The sequence below is a fragment of the Streptomyces sp. AV19 genome (genome assembly GCF_015999245.1).
GTDB lineage: Bacteria > Actinomycetota > Actinomycetes > Streptomycetales > Streptomycetaceae > Streptomyces.
Map to the genome: position 1 here is coordinate 122,317 of NZ_JAEAMR010000022.1, position 17,059 is coordinate 139,375.

Here is a 17,059-nt window from a genome sequence, read left to right on the forward strand (position 1 = left end):
TCGTCGGCCCGGGGAGGGACCGGCTCGTCGATCGTTCTCCGGGGGACCCCCATGCGTCGGACCGTCCGTCTTCTCACCGCTCTCGTGGCCACCGGCACGGCCGTCGCGGGGCTGAGCGCCTGCGACGGGCTGACGCCGGGCAAGACCTTCCAGGACGACGCGACGCCGAGCGAGAAGGTCACATCGGTGCGGGTGGACAACAACTCCGGCGGCGTCCGGGTCCGGGGCAAGGCGGGCCTCGACAGGGCCGTCGTCCACCGCGAGGTCGAGTACCGCGACGGCCACCGGCCCGAGGGCGCCACGCACCGGTTCGAGAACGGGACCCTCGTCCTGGCCGACTGCGGGGACGAGTGCTCGGTGAGCTACACCGTCGACGTGCCGGCCGGGACGCCCGTGACCGGGGAGAACAGCAGCGGCGAGGTGAAGCTGTCGGACGTCGGCGCGGTGCGGGTGACGACCCATTCCGGGGCCATCGAACTCGACGGGGTCAGCGGGGACGTCACCGTCGGGGCGAGCAGCGGCCGGATCCGCGGGCGCGGTCTGCGGGGCGGCGCGATCCGGGCGACCACGTCCAGCGGGGAGATCGACCTCACCGCCGCCGTCCCGCAGGACGTGACCGCGAGGACGTCCAGCGGGCGCCTCGTCCTCACCGTGCCGGACGCGCGCTACCGGGTGTCGGCGCGGACGAGCAGCGGTGGCAAGGACATCGGGGTGTCCCAGGACCCGGCCGGCAAGTACCGCCTCGACCTCACCACGACCAGCGGTGAGATCAAGGTCGGGCAGGGCTGACCGCGCCGCCCCGCGCGGGACGGCGCGCCGAAAGGGTCCGGGGGCGTCAGACCGGCCAGTGCTGCCGCGTCACCGCATAGTACTCGCGCAGCAGTTTGGCCAGGCCGGGGGCGAGCCGGGAGTGGAAGAGCAGCTCCGGCGTGGGGGTGAACTCGGGGTCCGTCTCCTCGGCCCACCGGGCGGTCGCCGGGCGCAGGTCGTTCTCGATCCAGCCGTGCCAGTCCACGGGGATCCGCCAGTTCTGTTCGTAGCCGATCGCGATCGCGTGGTCGACGGCCACGTCGACGATCTGCTCGCGGGTCCAGGCGCGCAGCGGCGGGCGGACGGGCGTGAAGTCCTCCAGGCCGCTGCCGGTGCCGTCGCTCTCCCCGAGGATCCGGCCCGCCATCTCCTGGGCGAGCAGCGGCGAGAGGTGCAGTCCGTCCCGGTAGGTGCCCGTCATGATCCACAGACCGTCCATGCCGCCCTGACCGACCAGCGGGAAGCCGTCCACGGACACCGGCCGGTTGCCCACCTGCACCTTGGACACCTTGCTGTCCCAGATGTTGCGACGGATCTGGCGGTGGGCGCACTCCAGGAGGAAGACCACGTCCCGGACGTCCGCGGACCCGTGCGGTTCCGCGGAGACGATGTTGGTGGCGCCGACGTAGACCTGCCCGTCGCCCCGGGGCACGATGTGCAGCCCGCAGGCGAACGAGCGGTTGGGGGTGCGCAGTACACTCCGGGGCGCGGTGCCGTCCTGCGTCGCGACCAGCAGCGAGACGCCGTAGCCGCTGACCAGGCGGGGGATGCGGGGGCCGGCCGGCAGGCGGTCCAGCAGGTCCTGGGTGCGCGCTCCGGCGGCCAGCACCACCTGTCCGGCGGTGAGCGTCCGGCCGGAGGCCAGGGTGACGCCGGTGACCCGGTCGCCGGTGTGCTCGACTCCGACGGCGAGTTCGGGGGCGAGGACGCCGCCCGCCTTGACGAACGCGGCCTCCAGCCGCTCCATCAGGGCGGTGGCGTTCACGGCGTGCTCGCCGGGTATGTGCACGGCCTTCAGCGCGCGGTGCAGCGGGTCGCTGTCGAGCCAGTCGATGTCGGAGGGGTCCACGTCCTCGAACGGCTCGGAGCGGCGGACGAGTTCGGCGCGCATGGCGGCGAAGCTCGCGTCGTCGATCTCCGGGATGCCCACGGTGTTGAGGACGACCGTGGTGCCGTCGGCCGTCCTGATGCCGTCGCCGCCGGTCTCCTCGGCGAGGGCGTCCAGCCAGTCGGGCCACAGCCGGGTGGCCCGGACCCCCAATTCCAGTTTGGCGCGGCCGTATTCACTGGCCAGGAGCGAGGTGGTGATCTCGCCGAAGCAGCCGAGCATGGCCCCGGCCGCCGCCGAGCCCGCCCAGGGCCGGTGCGGTTCGCCGACCAGGGCGACGTGTTGCCCGCGGCGTGCCAGGACCAGTGCGAGGGAGAGCCCGAGGGCTCCGTTGCCGACGACGACCACGTCCGTGACATCCGGATCGGGCCCTCTGGAACCTCCGTGTGCAGCGTGCATCCCAAACCCGTTTCTTCATGGTGACGACAGAGGAAGGGGTGGTGCGTGGCGCGGTTCCGAAAGGAGGAGCAAAGGAGGAACGAAGGAGGAGCAAAGGAGGAACTGTCGCCTGGAATGCGGACGCTGCGGGGGCCGTGTGCCGGCCGGGCGGCTCGCTGCGGTGCGCTCTGTTCAGGCGTGATCGAACCGTACCGGGACAACCGTTCAACTACCAACGACTGTCCCGGAATTGGCAAAATCACGTCTCGGCCGCCGGTCCTGGTCCGTGCCTAGTCCGTGCCTGGTCGGTGCCTACGTCCGTACCTAGTCGGTGAAGAATTCCCCCTTCTCCGCCTTTTCCCGCAGCAGCGGGGAGGGCGCGAACCGCTCGCCGTAGGCGGCGCGCAGTTCCTCGGCGCGGGCGGCGAAGCCCGCCGGGCCGCCCTCGTAGCCGTTGATGTACTGGAGCGCGCCGCCGGTCCAGCCCGGGAAGCCGATGCCCAGCAGGGAGCCGACGTTGGCGTCCGCGACGGAGGTCAGGACGTTCTCCTCCAGGCAGCGCACGGTGTCCAGCGCCTCGGCGAAGAGCATGCGCTCCTTCAGGTCCTCGAAGGGAACGCCGTCCGGGGTGACGTCCCCGCCGAAGTGCTCGGCCAGCCCCGGCCAGAGCCCGGCGCGCTTGCCGTCCGCGTAGTCGTAGAAGCCCGCGCCGCCGCTGCGGCCCGTGCGGCCGAACTCCTCGACCATCCGGTCGAGGACCGCGTCCGCCGGGTGCGGGGCCCAGGTCCCGCCGGCCGCCTCGGTGGCCCGCCGCGTCTCGTCCCGGATCTTCCGGGGCAGCGTGAGGGTGAGCTCGTCCATCAGCGACAGCACCTTGGCCGGGTATCCGGCCTGCGCGGCGGCCTGCTCCACGGACGCGGCGGGGATGCCCTCGCCGACCATCGCCACGCCCTCGGTGATGAAGCGGCCGATGACGCGGGAGGTGAAGAAGCCGCGCGAGTCGTTGACGACGATGGGCGTCTTGCGGATCTGCCGCACCAGGTCGAAGGCGCGGGCCAGGGCCTCGTCGCCGGTCCGCTCCCCCTTGATGATCTCCACGAGCGGCATCTTGTCGACGGGCGAGAAGAAGTGCAGGCCGACGAATTCGCCGGGCCGCTCGACGCCCTCGGCGAGCAGGGTGATGGGCAGGGTGGAGGTGTTGGAGCACAGCAGCGCGTCCGGCGCGACGACGTGCTGGATCTCCTGGAACACCCGGTGCTTGAGCGCGGGGTCCTCGAAGACCGCCTCGATGACGGCGTCGCAGCCGGCCAGGTCGGCGGCGTCCGCGGTGGGCGTGATGCGGGCGAGGAGCTCGTCGCGCCCGGCCTCGGTGGTCCGGCCCTTGGCCAACGCCTTGGCGAGGAGCCGCTCCGAGTACTCCTTCCCCTTGCGGGCGTTGTCGATCGAGACGTCCTTGAGGACGACCTCGATGCCCGCCTTGGCGCAGGCGTGGGCGATGCCGGCGCCCATCATGCCCGCGCCGAGCACCGCCACCTTGCGCACCGGGCGCGGCTCGGGGCCGGCGGGGCGGCTGCGGCCGGCGTTGACGGCCTGGAGGTCGAAGAAGAACCCCTGGATCATGTTCTTGGCGGTCTGCCCGGTCGCCAGGCCGACGAAGTACCGCGACTCGACGGTCGAGGCCGTCTCGAAGTCGAGCAGCGCGCCCTCGACGGCGGCGGCGAGCACGGCGCGGGGGGCGGGGTAGGGGGCGCCCGCCGTCTGCTTGCGCAACGTGGCCGGGAAGGCGGGGAGGCTGGCGGCGAGCTTGGGGTGCGAAGGGGCTCCGCCGGGGATCCGGTAGCCGTCGGTGTCCCAGGGCTGGCGGGACTCCGGGTGCGCGTCGATGAACGCGCGTGCCCTTTCCAGGAGTTCTCGCTCGGTCTCCACGACCTCGTGCACCAGCCCGGCGTCCAGGGCCGCCCGCGGGGGATACTGCGTGCCCTGGACGAGGACCTTCAGCAGCGCATCGGTCACGCCGAGGAGGCGTACGGTGCGGGTGACGCCGCCCCCGCCCGGGAGCAGGCCGAGGGTGACCTCGGGCAGGCCGATCTTCGAGCCCTTGGCGTCGAGGGCGACGCGGTGGTGGCAGGCGAGGGCGATCTCGTAACCGCCGCCGAGGGCGGAGCCGTTGATCGCGGCGACGACGGGGACGCCGAGGGTTTCGATGCGGCGGAGGTCGCGCTTGACCGCCTCGATCGCGGCGAACGCCTGCTCCGCGTCCTGCGGGCGGATCGCGATCAGCTCGCGGAGATCGCCGCCGGCGAAGAAGGTCTTCTTGGCGGAGGTGACGACGACGCCGCGGACCGTCTCCTTCTCGGCGACGAGCCGGTCGGCGGCGGCGGTGAGGGACGTCTGGAAGTCCCGGTTCATGGTGTTGGCGGACTGGTGGGGGTCGTCGAGGGTGAGGGTGACGATGCCGGTGTCGTCCTGGGCCCAGGTGATGGTGTTGGTGGTGGTCATGTGGGTGGTCTCCGTTGCTGGCGTGCTGGTAAGTGGGTGGTGTGGATGAGCCCCGGCCCCTCCCCCAGAGGGGGCACCCCCACTTTCACCGTTTCCTTGCGCTCCGCGCGGTTGGTCCTCAAGCGCCGGACGGGCTGATTTTCAGCCCGTCCGGCGCGGAGCGCGCGAGAAACAGTGAAAGGGCGGGGCGGGGAGAGAAACCGCCGCCTTCGGCGGCTACACGCGCTCGACCACCGTCGCCACCCCCATCCCACCCCCCACGCACAGCGTCACCAGCCCGAACCGCCCGCCCCGCCGCTCCAGTTCGTCGACGACCGTCCCCAGCAGCATCGCCCCGGTCGCCCCCAGCGGATGACCGAGCGCGATCGCGCCCCCGTTCACGTTCACCTTCTCCATGTCCACACCCATCTCGTCCACGAATCGCAGCACCACCGCCGCGAACGCCTCGTTGATCTCGACGAGATCGATGTCGTCCATCGTCAGCCCCGCCTTCGCGAGCGCCTTGCGCGTCGCCGGCGCCGGGCCGGTGAGCATGATGGTCGGCTCGGAGCCGGAGACGGCCGCGGAGACGATGCGGGCCCGCGGCGCGAGCCCGTACCGCTCGCCCACCTCCCGGTTGCCGATGGCGACGAGGGACGCGCCGTCGACGATGCCGGAGGAGTTCCCCGCGTGGTGCACGTGGTCGATCCTCTCCACCCAGTGGTACTTCTGCAGGGCCACCGCGTCGAAGCCGCCCGCTTCCCCGATCGCCGCGAACGACGGCTTGAGCCCGGCCAGGGTCTCCGGCGTCGTGCCGGGCCGCAGGTGCTCGTCGCGGTCGAGGACGACGAGCCCGGCCCGGTCCCGTACCGGCACGACGGAGCGGTCGAAGCGGCCCTCCTTCCAGGCCGTCGCCGCCCGCTCCTGCGAACGCGCGGCGAAGGCGTCGACGTCGTGCCGGCCGTAGCCGCCGATCGTGGCGATCAGGTCGGCGCCGATGCCCTGCGGGACGAAGCCCGTCGCGAAGTTGGTCATCGGGTCGCCGAACCAGGCACCCCCGTCGGACGCCATCGGCACCCGTGACATCGACTCGACGCCCCCGGCGAGGACGAGGTCCTCCCAGCCGGAACGCACCTTCGCGGCGGCCAGGTTGACGGCCTCCAGACCCGACGCGCAGAAGCGGTTCTCCTGGACCCCGGCGACGGTGTCGGGGAGCCCGGCCGCGATGGCGGCGATCCGGGCGATGTCGGAGCCCTGCTCGCCGACGGGGCTGACGACGCCGAGCACGATGTCGTCGACGGCGGCCGGGTCCAGCTCCGGGAGGCGGCGCCGCAGCTCGTGGATCAGGCCGACGACGAGGTCGACGGGCTTGGTCCCGTGCAGGGAGCCGTTGGCCTTGCCGCGCCCGCGCGGGGTGCGGATGGCGTCGTAGACGTACGCTTCGGTGCTCAAGTCAGCAGCCTTCCTGGGGAGTAAGGGGTGTCAGGCCAGCAGCGCACGGCCGATGATCTCCTTCATGATCTCGGTCGTGCCGCCGTAGATCGTCTGGACCCGGCCGTCGGTGAACGCCCGGGCGACCGGGTACTCGGCCATGTACCCGTAGCCTCCGTGGAGTTGCAGACAGCGGTCGGCCACCCGCTTGAACAGCTCGGTGGCCCACCACTTGGCCATCGAGGCGTGGACGGCGTCGAGTTCGCCGACGCCGTGCTCGGCGATGCACCGGTCGACGAAGGTCCGGGTGACCGCGCACTCGGTGGCCATCTCGGCGATCTCGAAGCGGATGTGCTGGAAGCGCGCGATCGGCCCGCCGAAGGCCTCGCGCTCCTTGACGTAGCGCTTGGTCTCCTCCAGCAGGTGCTCGGCCGCGGCGGCGGACCCGACGGCGATGGTCAGCCGCTCCTGCGGCAGGTTGGCCATCAGGTGGCCGAACGCGCCGTGCAGCTCGCCGAGCAGGTTCTCCTTGGGCACGCGGACGTCGCGGAAGAACAACTCGGCGGTGTCCTGCGCCTTCTGCCCGATCTTGTCGAGGTTGCGCCCGCGCTCGAAGCCCGCGGCGCCGCGTTCGACGACGAACAGGCTCAGGCCCTTGGCCCCGCCCTCGGGGGTGGTCCGGGCGACGACGACCACCAGGTCGGCGAGGATGCCGTTGGAGATGAAGGTCTTGGAGCCGTTGAGCAGCCAGTGGTCGCCCATGTCGACGGCGGCCGTCCGGATGCCCTGGAGGTCGGAGCCCGCGCCCGGCTCGGTCATGGCGACGGCGCCGATCGTCTCGCCGCCGCAGAACCCCGGCAGCCAGCGCCGCTTCTGTTCCTCGGTCGCCAGGGACGTCAGGTACGGTCCGATGATGTCGTTGTGCAGGGGGACGGCGAAGCCGGCGGCCCCGGCGCGGGCGAACTCCTCGGCCAGGACGGCGCTGTGGCGGAAGTCGGTGGCGCCCCCGCCGCCGTACTCCTCGGGGACGGCGAGGCCGAGCAGGCCCTGCCGCCCGGCGGCCCGCCACGCCTCGCGCGAGACGATGCCGTCCTTCTCCCACTGCTCGCGGTGCGGGACGAACTCCCGCTCCAGGAAGGTCCGCACGGTGGCCCGGAAGCCCTCGTGCTCCTCGTCGAAGAGCTGACGCTTCATTGCCGGGGGCCTTTCTCGTCGTCCTGGTGATCGTCGAGGCGGGGCACGCCCCAGTCGCGGGCCACCTCCGCGGTGTGCGCGCCCGGCCGCGCGGGCGGCCGGCGCAGACCGGCCGGGGTCGCGGAGAAGCGCGGCGCGGGGGCGGGCTGGACGGTGCCGTCGTGGCGGGTGAAGGTGGCGCGGGCCGCGAGGTGCGGGTGGTCCGCGGCCTCGCGCAGGGACAGGACGGGGGCCACGCAGGCGTCCGAACCCTCGAACACCTCCGTCCACTCGGCGCGGGTGCGCCGGGCGAACCGGTCGGCGACGGCCCCCCGCAGCTCGCCCCAGCGGCCGGGGTCGTCGCGGGCCGCGGCCACTTCTCCCGGCAGGTCCAGCAGCCGGGCGAACTCGGCGTAGAAGCGCGGCTCCAGGGCTCCGACGGCCATGTGGCCGCCGTCGGCGGTGGCGTACGTGCCGTAGAACGGCGCCCCGCCGTCCAGCAGGTTGGCCCCGCGGCGGTCCTGCCAGCTCCCGGCGGCCAGCATCCCGTGGAGCATCGCGGTCAGGTGCGCGGTGCCGTCGACGATGGCCGCGTCCACGACCTGTCCGGTGCCGGTCGTCCGGGCGTGCCGCAGCGCGGCGAGGATCCCGACGACGAGGTAGAGGGAACCGCCCGCGTAGTCGCCCAGCAGATTGGCGGGGGCGTACGGCGGCCCGTCGGCCTCTCCCGCCAGTCCGAGCGCGCCGGTGACGGCGATGTAGCCGATGTCGTGCCCGGCGGCGCCGGCCAGCGGGCCGTCCTGGCCCCAGCCGGTCATCCTGCCGTACACCAGGCGGGGGTTGCGGGCCAGGCACGCCTCCGGCCCGACGCCGAGCCGCTCGGCGACGCCGGGCCGGTAGCCCTCCAGGAGCACGTCCGCGCGCCCGACGAGGTCGAGGACGGTCTCCGCCCCTCCGTCGCCCTTGAGGTCGACGAGAACGGAGCGCTTGTTGCGGTTGGTGACGTCATGCCGGGGGTCGATGCCAAGTCCGGGCCCGCCGGGGCGGTCCACCCGGACGACGTCGGCGCCCAGGTCGCCGAGGAGCATGGCGGCGAACGGGCCGGGGCCGATGCCGGCGAGCTCGACGACGCGCAGGCCGGTGAGCGGGCCGTCGTTCGCTGTCTCCGCCATGCGCACTCGCATCTCTGTATGACAAGGCCGCTGTAACACCCGTGATGTTAAGAACGTGTTCCAGTTTCCACAAGCCTCGTTCAGCCGACCGGATTTGACGGCCCGGCGTCCAGCACCGCGACCAGTCTCTTGGGAGCGATGGTGCGGTAGCTCTCCTCGACCCAGTCGCAGAGCAGTTCCACGGGGGTGTCGCCGGTGCGCAGCGGCACGGACACCCAGCCGTGCCGCCCGAGCCCGTACCGCGTGGGCGCGGCACCCGGCACGGCGAGGGCGTGGCCGTGGGCCTCCTCGTCGACGAGCTTGACGGCGATGCCGGCCTCTTCCTCCGGCCCCCCTTCACCGCCGAGGAAGACGAAGATCTTCTTGTTGACCTTGACAACGGCGTTGTCGCCCCAGGGGAACTCCTCGGCGGCGCCGGGGAGGGAGAGCGCGAAGGAGCGGATTTTGTCACGGGTGGTGGCGCTGTTGTGCATGTGTCACACGGTAAGGGGTGGCGGCTCCGGGGAAGGCGACCCGATCAGGGGGCCAGGGGGCCCTCCGGCGCGGCGACGGCGGCCACGAAGCCGCCCCAGGAGACGTCCGTGAAGACGATCGGCTTGCGGCCGGTGTCTTTCGAGTCACGGACCGGTATGAGGCCGGTTATCTTCTGGGCGGGGACTTCGACACAGCCCTCGCCGCCTTGGCTGTATGAGCTCTTGCGCCAGTTCCCTATAGAGGGATCACGCTGGACCGACATGGATACAACTCCTCAACTGCCTTGGCAATAAAAGACCTTGTCGCATCTTGATCGAGAGCGATCCGATGCAGGTGATCGTAGAGGCGGCTGAGGATGGCGATGTCCGCTCGACCGGCAACGAACAAACCGGAGACATCACCCCGAGGGCGCCACGCCCCCATACGGCCGTTTGGCTCCTCCCACATGGTCACGAACCCGACATCCTGGTTTTGAGACCCCGTCCCGAAGGGCAGAACGCGGACTTCGATGTTCGGGTCATGCGATCGATCGATCAGGTGGAGCAGTTGTTCGCGCATGACGCGCTCGTTGCCGATCGTTTCGTGCAGGACGGCTTCTCGGATGATGACACGGAGTGCCGGGGCATTCGCCCTCTGCGTGATGGCCCGGAGCTCCCGGCGATAGACCACCTTGTCTTCCAGGGTTCCGCCCCGCCTGCACATGCCCGCTTCGAGGGACAACCGGGTGTGCTCCTCGGTTTCCAGCATCGGAGGCATCCAGTGAGAACAGATCTGCTTGACCTTGACTGCTCGTGAGTGCTTGACCAGGTACCTCCTGACGCGCTCGGAGTCGGGGTTGTCGTCGAGCCCGTCACGGAGCTTGAAGAGGCGCCCACGCGCCTCAAGGGCGTTGTCGATGCGACGTACAACGTCACGCCGGGGCACGTGACGGCCCTTCTCGAAATGCGCGATGGCCGTATGGTCCAACGCCACCGCCCTGCCGAGCTTCGCCTGGGTCCACCCCTTCGCGAGCCGCTGCTCCTTGATGGCCGCGCCGAGCTCCGCTACACGCTGTTGGTACAGATCAAGTGGCTCCGGCCCAGGCATAGTTGTGTACCCCACTTGCCTCTTCGTGATGCGCACGTCCCGAACAGGGTTGAGCATAGGGGTGAGGGCAGATACCAAGTCGGCGGAACCGGGCACCCGGATCCACACGGCTGACGCCGCGTTCGATTACTGCTGTCGTGATGCCCGACCTCTGACGTCGCACACGTCGATCGACGCATGCATCCGGCCAACCTGAGCGCGAGGCGCCGGAAAACCGGTGGAACAACGCCGCTGTGCGCCATTACCGTGCTGCCGATCCAAGTCGCCTGGTCAAGGACGTGCCGTTGTACACCCTGTGAGACCTCCCGAGCGCTGATTCGTCGCGCGTGGCGCATGTGCGCCGCGCTCCTTTCCGCTGCGGACTTCTCACCGGAATCAGGGTCACCCGTCGACGGAAGGGCGTTACCGGGCGGGGAGGGCGAATGCCCTTCAGAGAAGCCCTGCCTCCACCAGCAACTCCCGCACCACCCTCACCCCTTCCTCCCCCAGCGCCCCCAACGGCGGCGCCGTCGCCGCGCAGTCGATCACGCCGAGGAGGCGCAGCGCCACCTTGAACCCCCCGATCGCGGACGCCGTCCAGCTGATCCCGCTCCCCGCCTCCACCAGCGCGAACAAGGCCGCCAGCCGGTCCTGTTCGGCCACGGCCGCCTTCCAGTCACCCGCGCGCGAGAGGGCGCACACCCGCGCGTACCCGGCCGGATCCACGTTCCCCAGCCCGGCCACCACCCCGTCCGCCCCCATCAGCAGCGCCGCGTCGACCGTCAGCTCGGAGCCGGTGAGGACGGAGAACGAGGACTCCAGCCCGCGCAGCCGGCGCTCGACGAGCAGCCGGCGCAGGGCGTTCGTGTCGCCGCTGCTGTCCTTGAGGCCGACGAGGGTGCCCTCCGAGGCGAGGGACAGCAGCACTTCGCCCGGCAGCTTGCTGTGCACGGAGGACGGGATGTCGTACGCGAGCAGCGGCAGCCCGCCCCCGCCCCGGACGCACCGGAAGTGGCCGGCGGTCTCCTCGGGGTGGACGCCGCTGTAGAACGGCGCGGTGGCGACGAGGACGTCCGCCCCCGCCTCCGCCGCGTCGCGCGCGTGCTCCAGCACCCGCGGCGTGGTCATGTCGATGACCCCGGCGAGCACGGGCACCCGCCCGCCCGCCGCCTCGACGACGGTCCGCACGACCGTGCGCCGCTGCCCGGCGGTCAGATGGGCGGCCTCCCCGCTGGTCCCGAGGGCGAAGAGCGCGGAGGCACCACCCGCGAGCAGGTGCTCGACGAGCCGGCGCAGGGAGCCGGTGTCGACGTCACCACCGGGGGTGAACGGCGTGCACAGGGGCGGGACGAAGCCGGAGAGTCGCACGGGGGCCTCCAGAGGAACGGACGTGGGCATGCCCGTTCCTACCCGCCCGCCACCGCCTCCACCAAGGCCCGCCGGCACAGCGCGTCCGCCCGCCGCGTCGTCTCCGGCAGCCGGAAGTCCCGGGCCAGGGACAGCACATGGGCACAGGCGCCGTCCAGGCCCACCCGGTGGCCCACGGAGACGAACACCGGCTTGACGCCGGCCCGGGTGCGCAGAGCCCGGCCCACCTCCTCGTCCCCGTCCAGCAGCGGCGACCAGTCGCCCCGGCCCGGGCCGGGCGGCGCGTGGCGGAAGGTGAAGGGGCCTTGACCTGCTAGTCCGCGAGGTCGGGTAGGTGAGCGTAACCATGCATGAGTGAGTGTCGTTGTCAGAGCGTGAATCTGACGGAATGGGCGAAGACGCAGGGCGTGCATCCGCAGACCGCGTATCGCTGGTTCCGTGAGGGGACGTTACCGGTACCGGCTCAGCGAGTCGGGCCACGCACGATTCTGGTGAATATCGACGCGAACACCACGCCCGAGGCCATCGGAGGTCTGGGCCTGTATGCCCGCGTGTCCTCACACGATCAGAAGACCGATCTGGAACGCCAGGTCGCTCGGCTGTCGGCGTGGGCGGCGAAGGCCGGTCACCGAGTCGTTCGTGTTGAGGCGGAGATCGCTTCCGGGATGAACGGCTGCCGTTCCAAGGCCCGGCGTCTGCTGGCCGACCCGAACGTGACCTGCGTGGTGGTGGAGCACAAGGACCGGCTCGGCCGGATGAACGTCGAGCTTGTCGAGGCCACCTTGTCCGCGACAGGCCGTCGCCTGCTGGTCAGCGATGTGCACGGGCATCGGACCGTCCAGGCCGACCGGCGTGCCCCTGGGCGTGGGGGACCCCGCCCCCGCATCCCCGGACCACGGACACGATCCGTGCCGCCGGACGCGGCGAGTACGCGGGCAACCAGGACATCCACAACCGTTCGGGATGTCCGCAGTAAGCAGGAATGAGTCCAAGACTCACTCCTGCTCACTGATTAGGAACGGTTCTTGGCGACGCCGATCGTGGGCAGCCCGGTCAGCACGCCCAGGTGCGCGGCCAGCCCGAAGCGGCGCGGGTGGGCGCGCCCGTACCCGTCGCAGACCACCAGGCCGGGGTCGGCGTCCAGGCGCCGCAGCGCGGTGAGCACGGCCGGGATCTCGCGGAAGGCGAGCAGGCCGGGCACGTAGGGGAAGGCGACCCGGCCGACGGCGGTGGCCTCGGCCACGACGTCGAGGGTGCGCGCGTCGAGCGCGACGGCGGCCGCGGCGACGAGGTCCCGCTCGTCGTCGTAGGCCACGTCGACGCCGACCGCGGTGAGCGGCGCGCCGGGCGGCGGCCCGGGCTCGTCGAGGACGACGCGGGTGCGCAGCTCGAGCTGGACGGCGAGCGCCTGCTGCTCCGTGGTGGGCCAGTCGGGGGGCAGTTCATCGGACGTGTGGTTCATGACGCGGCCACGGTACGGGACGGGAGGGACGAGCCCGTAGCCTGTCGATCATGTTCGTACTGGAGCTGACCTACATCGCGCCCCTGGAGCGCGTGGAAGCCGCCCACGCGGAGCACATCGCCTGGCTGGACGCGCACTACGCGTCCGGGCTGTTCATCGCCTCCGGCCGGAAGGTGCCGAGGGACGGCGGGGTGATCCTCGCGGTGGGCGTCGACCGGGCGAAGATCGAGGAGATCACCCGGAGCGACCCGTTCTCGGTGGCGGGGGTGTGCGAGTACTCGATCACCGAGTTCCTTCCCACGAAGACGGCCCCGGCCCTGGAGACGTACCGCGAGGAGCGGCCTCCGGCCTGACGGCGGGGGTCAGGGCACTCAGTCGTCAAAGGTTCATCCTTTCGGCCGGGGCGGGTGGCCGGCCGATCCGGGCCCGCCGGCCGGCCCTCAGCATGGGTCCATGACCGATTCCTCCGGCGGGCGCACCGCCGCCGCACCACGCTGCCGGCCGCGGCGGCCACGACGGCCGCGGTGGCCGCCGCCCGGGAGGCCGAACGGCTGTGGGTGGCGGGCGAGTTGCATGACTTCGTGACCCACCGCCTGGCCGCGATGACCCTGCCGGCGAAGGCGGCCGGCGCCCGACGACCGGGTGGCCGCGCCGCTGCGCGACATCGAGCGCGCCGGCGACGAGGCCATGGCCACGGCCCGGCGGCTGCTGCGGGTGCCGGGCCAGGACCGCCCGCACCGCGACCCGCTCCACGGGCTGGACCGGGTGCGCGAACCGACCGAGGGCTTCCGGCGCGAGCACCCGGCCACGCGCGTGGAGCTGTGGGTGGACCCGGGCCTCGGCGCGGAGCCGGTGCCGGGCCTGGCGGCCTCGGTGCACCGGATCGTCGCCGAGGCGCCGGCGAACTCGGCGCGGCACTGTCCCGGCGCGCGGGCGGTCGTGGTGTCGCTCCGGCGGTCGGCGGGGCGGCTGTTCGTGTCGGTGCGCGACGAATGCGTCCGAGCGCCTGCCGTGCCTCGGCGCGCCCCCGGTGACGGCGGCGGGCTGGGGCTGGCCGGGATCGCCGAACGGGCGGACGCGATCGGCGGTTCGCTGACGGCGGGACCGGTGCCGGGGGGGCTGGGAGGTGCTGGCGGTGCTGCCGGTGCGCTGACCGGGCGGCGGAACTGTGCGGGGTGGGCCGGGTGTTGGGCCGGGGGACGCCCCGGACGGAAGGGACGTTCGGGGCGGCGGGGCACGGAAGGCAGCTATGCCACGATCCCTTGGCACTTGGCGTGTTTGCTTGAATTTCGTAGGCGCAGAGGCCAAATGCCGGTTTTTCTCAAGGGCCGTGATGCATATCACTCCCGAATCAAGCACTGACCCCCTCGATCCGCCGTCTCCCTGTGCGTAGAACCCCGGGTCCCACCGCCCGGCAGTCAACCAACCGCAAGGGAGCAGGCGTTGTCCCCTGTCATCGATCAGGCCGTCCAGGCGCAGCTCATCGCGTCCTCCCCGCGCCCTCGCCCGATCCCCGCCCATCTGCGCTACGAGCCCGCCGACCCCTTCGCCGTGCACATCGCCTTCCCCCCGGCCGCCTCGCTCGACGGGTCCGAGGTCGAGTGGGCCTTCGCTCGCGACCTGCTGGCCGGCGGGCTGCTGTCGCCCTCGGGCGGCGGCGACGTCCGGGTGTGGCCGTGCGGCCCGGACCGCACGGTCCTGGAGTTCCACGCCCCCGAGGGGGTCGCGATGATCCAGATCGACACCGAGGAACTGCGTGGCTTCCTGGCCCGCTCATACGCGCTGGTGCCGGTGGGCGGTGAGACCGGGTTCCTGGACCTCGACGGCGACGTCGAGGCGCTGCTGCGGCAGATCTGAATACCGACCGGTCGGAAGGGAGCTCAGGGGTTGTTCGTGAGGGGGATGTACGCGAGCCAGTCGGTGCCCGGGAGACGGTGGGGTCTCCAGTTACGGGCGTACGGCGGCAGACGGGAGTCGCCGGGATCGTGGAGCAGAGCGACGGGCTCGGACGCGGCGGCCCGGACGATGTCGGCGGTGGTGGCGGAGCGGTTGTTGCCCATGGTCTGGGCCGAGGCGCAGCCCGCCTCGTAGCCGACGGGCTGTGCGCGCGGCCCGGTGACCAGGCAGGGGGCGGTCAGCCCGAGGCGGCCGAGCTCCCGGGCGGCGCGGCGGTAGCGCACGGTGGTGTCCCGGGCGTCCGCCGCGTTCGCCCGCAACTCCTCCGCCTGGACGGCGAGGTGGCCGGCGAGGACGGCGCACAGCAGCAGGGCGACGGCGTGGCGGGGAAGGGACGGCCGGGCCCTCCGCACGGCGCGGACGGCGAGGTCGGCCACGGGCAGCGCGAGGAGGGCGTAGGCGGGCAGCAGGAAGCGCGGGGCCGCGTAGTCGAGCAGCAGGAGGTAGGGGGCGGCGAGCAGGAGCGCGCAGGCGACGGGGAGGTGGACGGCGGCGGCACCGGCGCGGCGGCGGGCGGCGAGGGCGCACGCGACGGTGACGAGCGCGGGGAGCAGCAGCCACCACAGCGTGTGGGTCGGCGGCGGGGCCGCGATGTGGCAGGGGCGGCAGAGCTGGGGGCCGTCGAGGCTGCGGTAGGCGGCGCGCAGCCCGCCGCCGAAGTGGCCGCCCATGCCGCCCTCGGTGTCACCGGCGACGCGGAGCCGGGCACCGATGCCGCCGAACCGCGCGTACGCCTCGACGGCCCACTGGACTCCCCCGAGCGCGGGCCCGCCGAGGACGGCGGCGACGGTGCCGGGCCGCCGCCACTCCCGTACGGCCGCGCAGGCGGCCAGCATCGGCAGGGAGAGCCAGACGCCGTCGTGCGCGCGGAAGAGGGTGGCGGCGGCGAGGGTGCCGGTGAGCCAGGTGAGCGCCGTGGCGCGGCCGGGCCCGTGCCGGGCGCGCAGGAACCAGCCGGCGGCGGCGACCGCGCACAGCGCGACCCAGAGGTTGGGCATGGCCTGCGGGCCGTAGAGCACGGTGGTCCACAGGGTGCAGAAGAGCAGGGCGGCGAGGGCGGCGCGGCCCCGGGAGAGCAGCGGCTCCCACACCCGGTACGCGGCGAGGAGCGCGGCGGAGGACAGCAGCGCGAGCACCACGCGCAGCACCGGCACCGAGGAAGTGAGGGCGACGACGGGCGCGGCGAGGAGGCTGATGCCGCGCGACCTGGGGGCGCTGAAGAAGGCGGCGGGGCGGTGGGGGTCGGTCTGCGAGAGGTAGACGGTCTCGTCCCAGCCGAGGTCCATGTGCGCGACCGCGTAGCACAGTTGCAGCGCGGCGAACGCGAGGGCGACGGCCGGGAGCGCGGCGCGCGCGGCGCGGGGCGTGGAGACCATGGACCGTTCTACCGCACCGGCGTCAGGAAGTCGCCCTCGCCCGGGACGCGGTGATCTCCGCCTCGGCGGCGGCGCGGTCGGCCCAGCGGGCGCCGTCCACCGACTTGCCGGGCTCCAGCTCCTTGTAGACCTCGAAGAAGTGCTGGATCTCCAGCCGGTCGAACTGCGGGAGGTGGCGCAGGTCGCGCAGGTGTTCATGGCGCGGGTCGCCGGCGGGGACGCAGAGGATCTTGGCGTCCTCGCCCGCCTCGTCGTACATGCGGAACATCCCGATCGCCCGGCAGCGGATCACCACGCCGGGGAAGGTGGCCTCGCCGGAGAGCACGAGGGCGTCCAGGGGCTCGCCGTCGGCGCCGAGCGTTCCGTCGACGTAGCCGTAGTCGGCCGGGTAGCGGGTGGAGGTGAAGAGCAGCCGGTCGAGCCGGATGCGGCCGAGCGCGTGGTCCATCTCGTACTTGTTGCGGCTGCCTTGCGGGATTTCCACGACGACGTCGAAGTCCACGGGGGCTCCTCGCTCGGGTAGATGACGGCCCGTCACCTTTGACGCGGCCGCGTCCCATGGTGGCGCGACGGGCGGCCGGGCACCATGGTGCCTGCGGGGTGGGGGGTTTGCCCCTGGCCCGCCCTTTCACCGTTTCTTCCGGGCTCCGCCCTCGGCCCGGCACCGCGCTCCGCGCGGTGAGCGGGGGCTCCGCCCCCTGCGCCCCTGCACCCCTGCCAGGGCTGCGCCCCTGGACCCCCCTTGCGGGGCTGCGCCCCTGCGCCCCGCTTCGGGGCTCCGCCCCGGACCCCGTGTCGCGGCTTCGCC

Annotated in this window: 16 protein-coding genes and 3 pseudogenes; 6 read left to right on the top strand and 13 right to left on the bottom strand. The window is 72.5% G+C overall.

Annotation, left to right across the window (positions count from 1 at the left end):
• Positions 1-51: 51 nt before the first annotated feature.
• Positions 52-789: a DUF4097 family beta strand repeat-containing protein gene (locus I5Q34_RS28710; protein ID WP_199895362.1), complete on the top strand. Its 738-nt coding sequence runs from the start codon at positions 52-54 to the stop codon at positions 787-789.
• 46 nt (positions 790-835) lie between these two features.
• Here the strand turns inward: I5Q34_RS28710 and I5Q34_RS28715 are convergent, their stop codons facing one another.
• The 10 genes from I5Q34_RS28715 to I5Q34_RS28760 form a co-directional block, all read right to left on the bottom strand.
• Positions 836-2,317, bottom strand: coding sequence for an FAD-binding oxidoreductase (locus I5Q34_RS28715; RefSeq protein WP_199895363.1), 1,482 nt, complete (start codon positions 2,315-2,317; stop codon positions 836-838).
• 303 nt (positions 2,318-2,620) lie between these two features.
• Entirely contained in the window at positions 2,621-4,795 is a 2,175-nt protein-coding gene (locus I5Q34_RS28720; protein WP_199895364.1) for a 3-hydroxyacyl-CoA dehydrogenase NAD-binding domain-containing protein, read from the bottom strand.
• A gap of 216 nt (positions 4,796-5,011) precedes the next feature.
• Positions 5,012-6,226, bottom strand: coding sequence for an acetyl-CoA C-acetyltransferase (locus I5Q34_RS28725; RefSeq protein ID WP_199895365.1), 1,215 nt, complete (start codon positions 6,224-6,226; stop codon positions 5,012-5,014).
• Positions 6,227-6,256: 30 nt separating this feature from the next.
• Positions 6,257-7,399 carry an acyl-CoA dehydrogenase family protein gene (locus I5Q34_RS28730; RefSeq protein WP_199895366.1) on the bottom strand — a complete coding sequence of 381 codons (1,143 nt, stop codon included), beginning with the start codon at positions 7,397-7,399 and terminating at the stop codon, positions 6,257-6,259.
• Positions 7,396-8,550, bottom strand: a complete 1,155-nt coding sequence (locus I5Q34_RS28735; protein WP_199895367.1) for a CaiB/BaiF CoA-transferase family protein — start codon at positions 8,548-8,550, stop codon at positions 7,396-7,398. Before I5Q34_RS28735 ends, I5Q34_RS28730 begins: the two co-directional genes overlap by 4 nt.
• 80 nt (positions 8,551-8,630) lie before the next feature.
• Positions 8,631-9,023 carry an MmcQ/YjbR family DNA-binding protein gene (locus I5Q34_RS28740; protein WP_199895368.1) on the bottom strand — a complete coding sequence of 131 codons (393 nt, stop codon included), beginning with the start codon at positions 9,021-9,023 and terminating at the stop codon, positions 8,631-8,633.
• 44 nt (positions 9,024-9,067) lie between these two features.
• A complete protein-coding gene (locus I5Q34_RS28745; protein ID WP_199895369.1) occupies positions 9,068-9,286 on the bottom strand; it encodes a DUF397 domain-containing protein in 219 nt (72 codons plus the stop codon).
• On the bottom strand, positions 9,259-10,146 hold the full coding sequence (locus tag I5Q34_RS28750) for a helix-turn-helix transcriptional regulator (protein WP_199895370.1): 888 nt from the start codon (positions 10,144-10,146) through the stop codon (positions 9,259-9,261). The genes I5Q34_RS28745 and I5Q34_RS28750 overlap by 28 nt, the downstream gene beginning before the upstream one ends.
• Before the next feature lie 393 nt (positions 10,147-10,539).
• A complete protein-coding gene (locus I5Q34_RS28755) occupies positions 10,540-11,487 on the bottom strand; it encodes a dihydrodipicolinate synthase family protein (RefSeq protein WP_199895371.1) in 948 nt (315 codons plus the stop codon).
• An 8-nt stretch (positions 11,488-11,495) separates the two neighbouring features.
• Entirely contained in the window at positions 11,496-11,870 is a 375-nt protein-coding gene (locus I5Q34_RS28760; RefSeq protein ID WP_374193069.1) for an endonuclease V, read from the bottom strand.
• On the opposite strand from I5Q34_RS28760, the pseudogene I5Q34_RS28765 reads away from it, so the two are divergent.
• Positions 11,808-12,212, top strand: a pseudogene (locus tag I5Q34_RS28765) (IS607 family transposase); the annotation flags it as partial. The gene I5Q34_RS28760 and the pseudogene I5Q34_RS28765 overlap by 63 nt on opposite strands.
• Before the next feature lie 57 nt (positions 12,213-12,269).
• Positions 12,270-12,443: pseudogene (locus tag I5Q34_RS35170) on the top strand (IS200/IS605 family accessory protein TnpB-related protein); the annotation flags it as partial.
• Between the two features lie 35 nt (positions 12,444-12,478).
• On the opposite strand, the pseudogene I5Q34_RS28770 reads toward I5Q34_RS35170, so the two are convergent.
• Positions 12,479-12,919, bottom strand: a pseudogene (locus I5Q34_RS28770) (endonuclease V); the annotation flags it as partial.
• A gap of 50 nt (positions 12,920-12,969) precedes the next feature.
• Here I5Q34_RS28770 and I5Q34_RS28775 point away from each other — a divergent pair.
• The 3 genes from I5Q34_RS28775 (at position 12,970) to I5Q34_RS28785 (ending at position 14,776) form a co-directional block, all read left to right on the top strand.
• On the top strand, positions 12,970-13,272 hold the full coding sequence (locus I5Q34_RS28775) for a YciI family protein (protein WP_199895372.1): 303 nt from the start codon (positions 12,970-12,972) through the stop codon (positions 13,270-13,272).
• 289 nt (positions 13,273-13,561) lie between these two features.
• Positions 13,562-14,281: a hypothetical protein gene (locus I5Q34_RS35175; protein WP_234429685.1), complete on the top strand. Its 720-nt coding sequence runs from the start codon at positions 13,562-13,564 to the stop codon at positions 14,279-14,281.
• Between the two features lie 81 nt (positions 14,282-14,362).
• Positions 14,363-14,776 carry an SsgA family sporulation/cell division regulator gene (locus I5Q34_RS28785; RefSeq protein WP_199895374.1) on the top strand — a complete coding sequence of 138 codons (414 nt, stop codon included), beginning with the start codon at positions 14,363-14,365 and terminating at the stop codon, positions 14,774-14,776.
• A gap of 23 nt (positions 14,777-14,799) precedes the next feature.
• On the opposite strand, the gene I5Q34_RS28790 is transcribed toward I5Q34_RS28785, so the two are convergent.
• Together I5Q34_RS28790 and I5Q34_RS28795 are read right to left on the bottom strand one after the other, a co-directional pair.
• Positions 14,800-16,251, bottom strand: coding sequence for a hypothetical protein (locus I5Q34_RS28790; RefSeq protein WP_199895375.1), 1,452 nt, complete (start codon positions 16,249-16,251; stop codon positions 14,800-14,802).
• Between the two features lie 22 nt (positions 16,252-16,273).
• Positions 16,274-16,753 carry an inorganic diphosphatase gene (locus I5Q34_RS28795; RefSeq protein ID WP_199895376.1) on the bottom strand — a complete coding sequence of 160 codons (480 nt, stop codon included), beginning with the start codon at positions 16,751-16,753 and terminating at the stop codon, positions 16,274-16,276.
• Positions 16,754-17,059: the final 306 nt, after the last annotated feature.

Excerpts from the sequence above, each read along its gene's own strand:
- I5Q34_RS28735 (WP_199895367.1), bottom strand. The coding sequence starts at position 8,550 with ATGGCGGAGACAGCGAACGACGGCCCGCTCACCGGCCTGCGCGTCGTC.
- I5Q34_RS28790 (WP_199895375.1), bottom strand. The coding sequence starts at position 16,251 with ATGGTCTCCACGCCCCGCGCCGCGCGCGCCGCGCTCCCGGCCGTCGCC.
- I5Q34_RS28710 (WP_199895362.1), top strand. The coding sequence starts at position 52 with ATGCGTCGGACCGTCCGTCTTCTCACCGCTCTCGTGGCCACCGGCACG.
- I5Q34_RS28715 (WP_199895363.1), bottom strand. The coding sequence starts at position 2,317 with ATGCACGCTGCACACGGAGGTTCCAGAGGGCCCGATCCGGATGTCACG.
- I5Q34_RS28760 (WP_374193069.1), bottom strand. The coding sequence starts at position 11,870 with ATGCACGCCCTGCGTCTTCGCCCATTCCGTCAGATTCACGCTCTGACA.
- I5Q34_RS28775 (WP_199895372.1), top strand. The coding sequence starts at position 12,970 with ATGTTCGTACTGGAGCTGACCTACATCGCGCCCCTGGAGCGCGTGGAA.
- I5Q34_RS28755 (WP_199895371.1), bottom strand. The coding sequence starts at position 11,487 with ATGCCCACGTCCGTTCCTCTGGAGGCCCCCGTGCGACTCTCCGGCTTC.
- I5Q34_RS28740 (WP_199895368.1), bottom strand. The coding sequence starts at position 9,023 with ATGCACAACAGCGCCACCACCCGTGACAAAATCCGCTCCTTCGCGCTC.
- I5Q34_RS28720 (WP_199895364.1), bottom strand. The coding sequence starts at position 4,795 with ATGACCACCACCAACACCATCACCTGGGCCCAGGACGACACCGGCATC.
- I5Q34_RS28730 (WP_199895366.1), bottom strand. The coding sequence starts at position 7,399 with ATGAAGCGTCAGCTCTTCGACGAGGAGCACGAGGGCTTCCGGGCCACC.
- I5Q34_RS28745 (WP_199895369.1), bottom strand. The coding sequence starts at position 9,286 with ATGTCGGTCCAGCGTGATCCCTCTATAGGGAACTGGCGCAAGAGCTCA.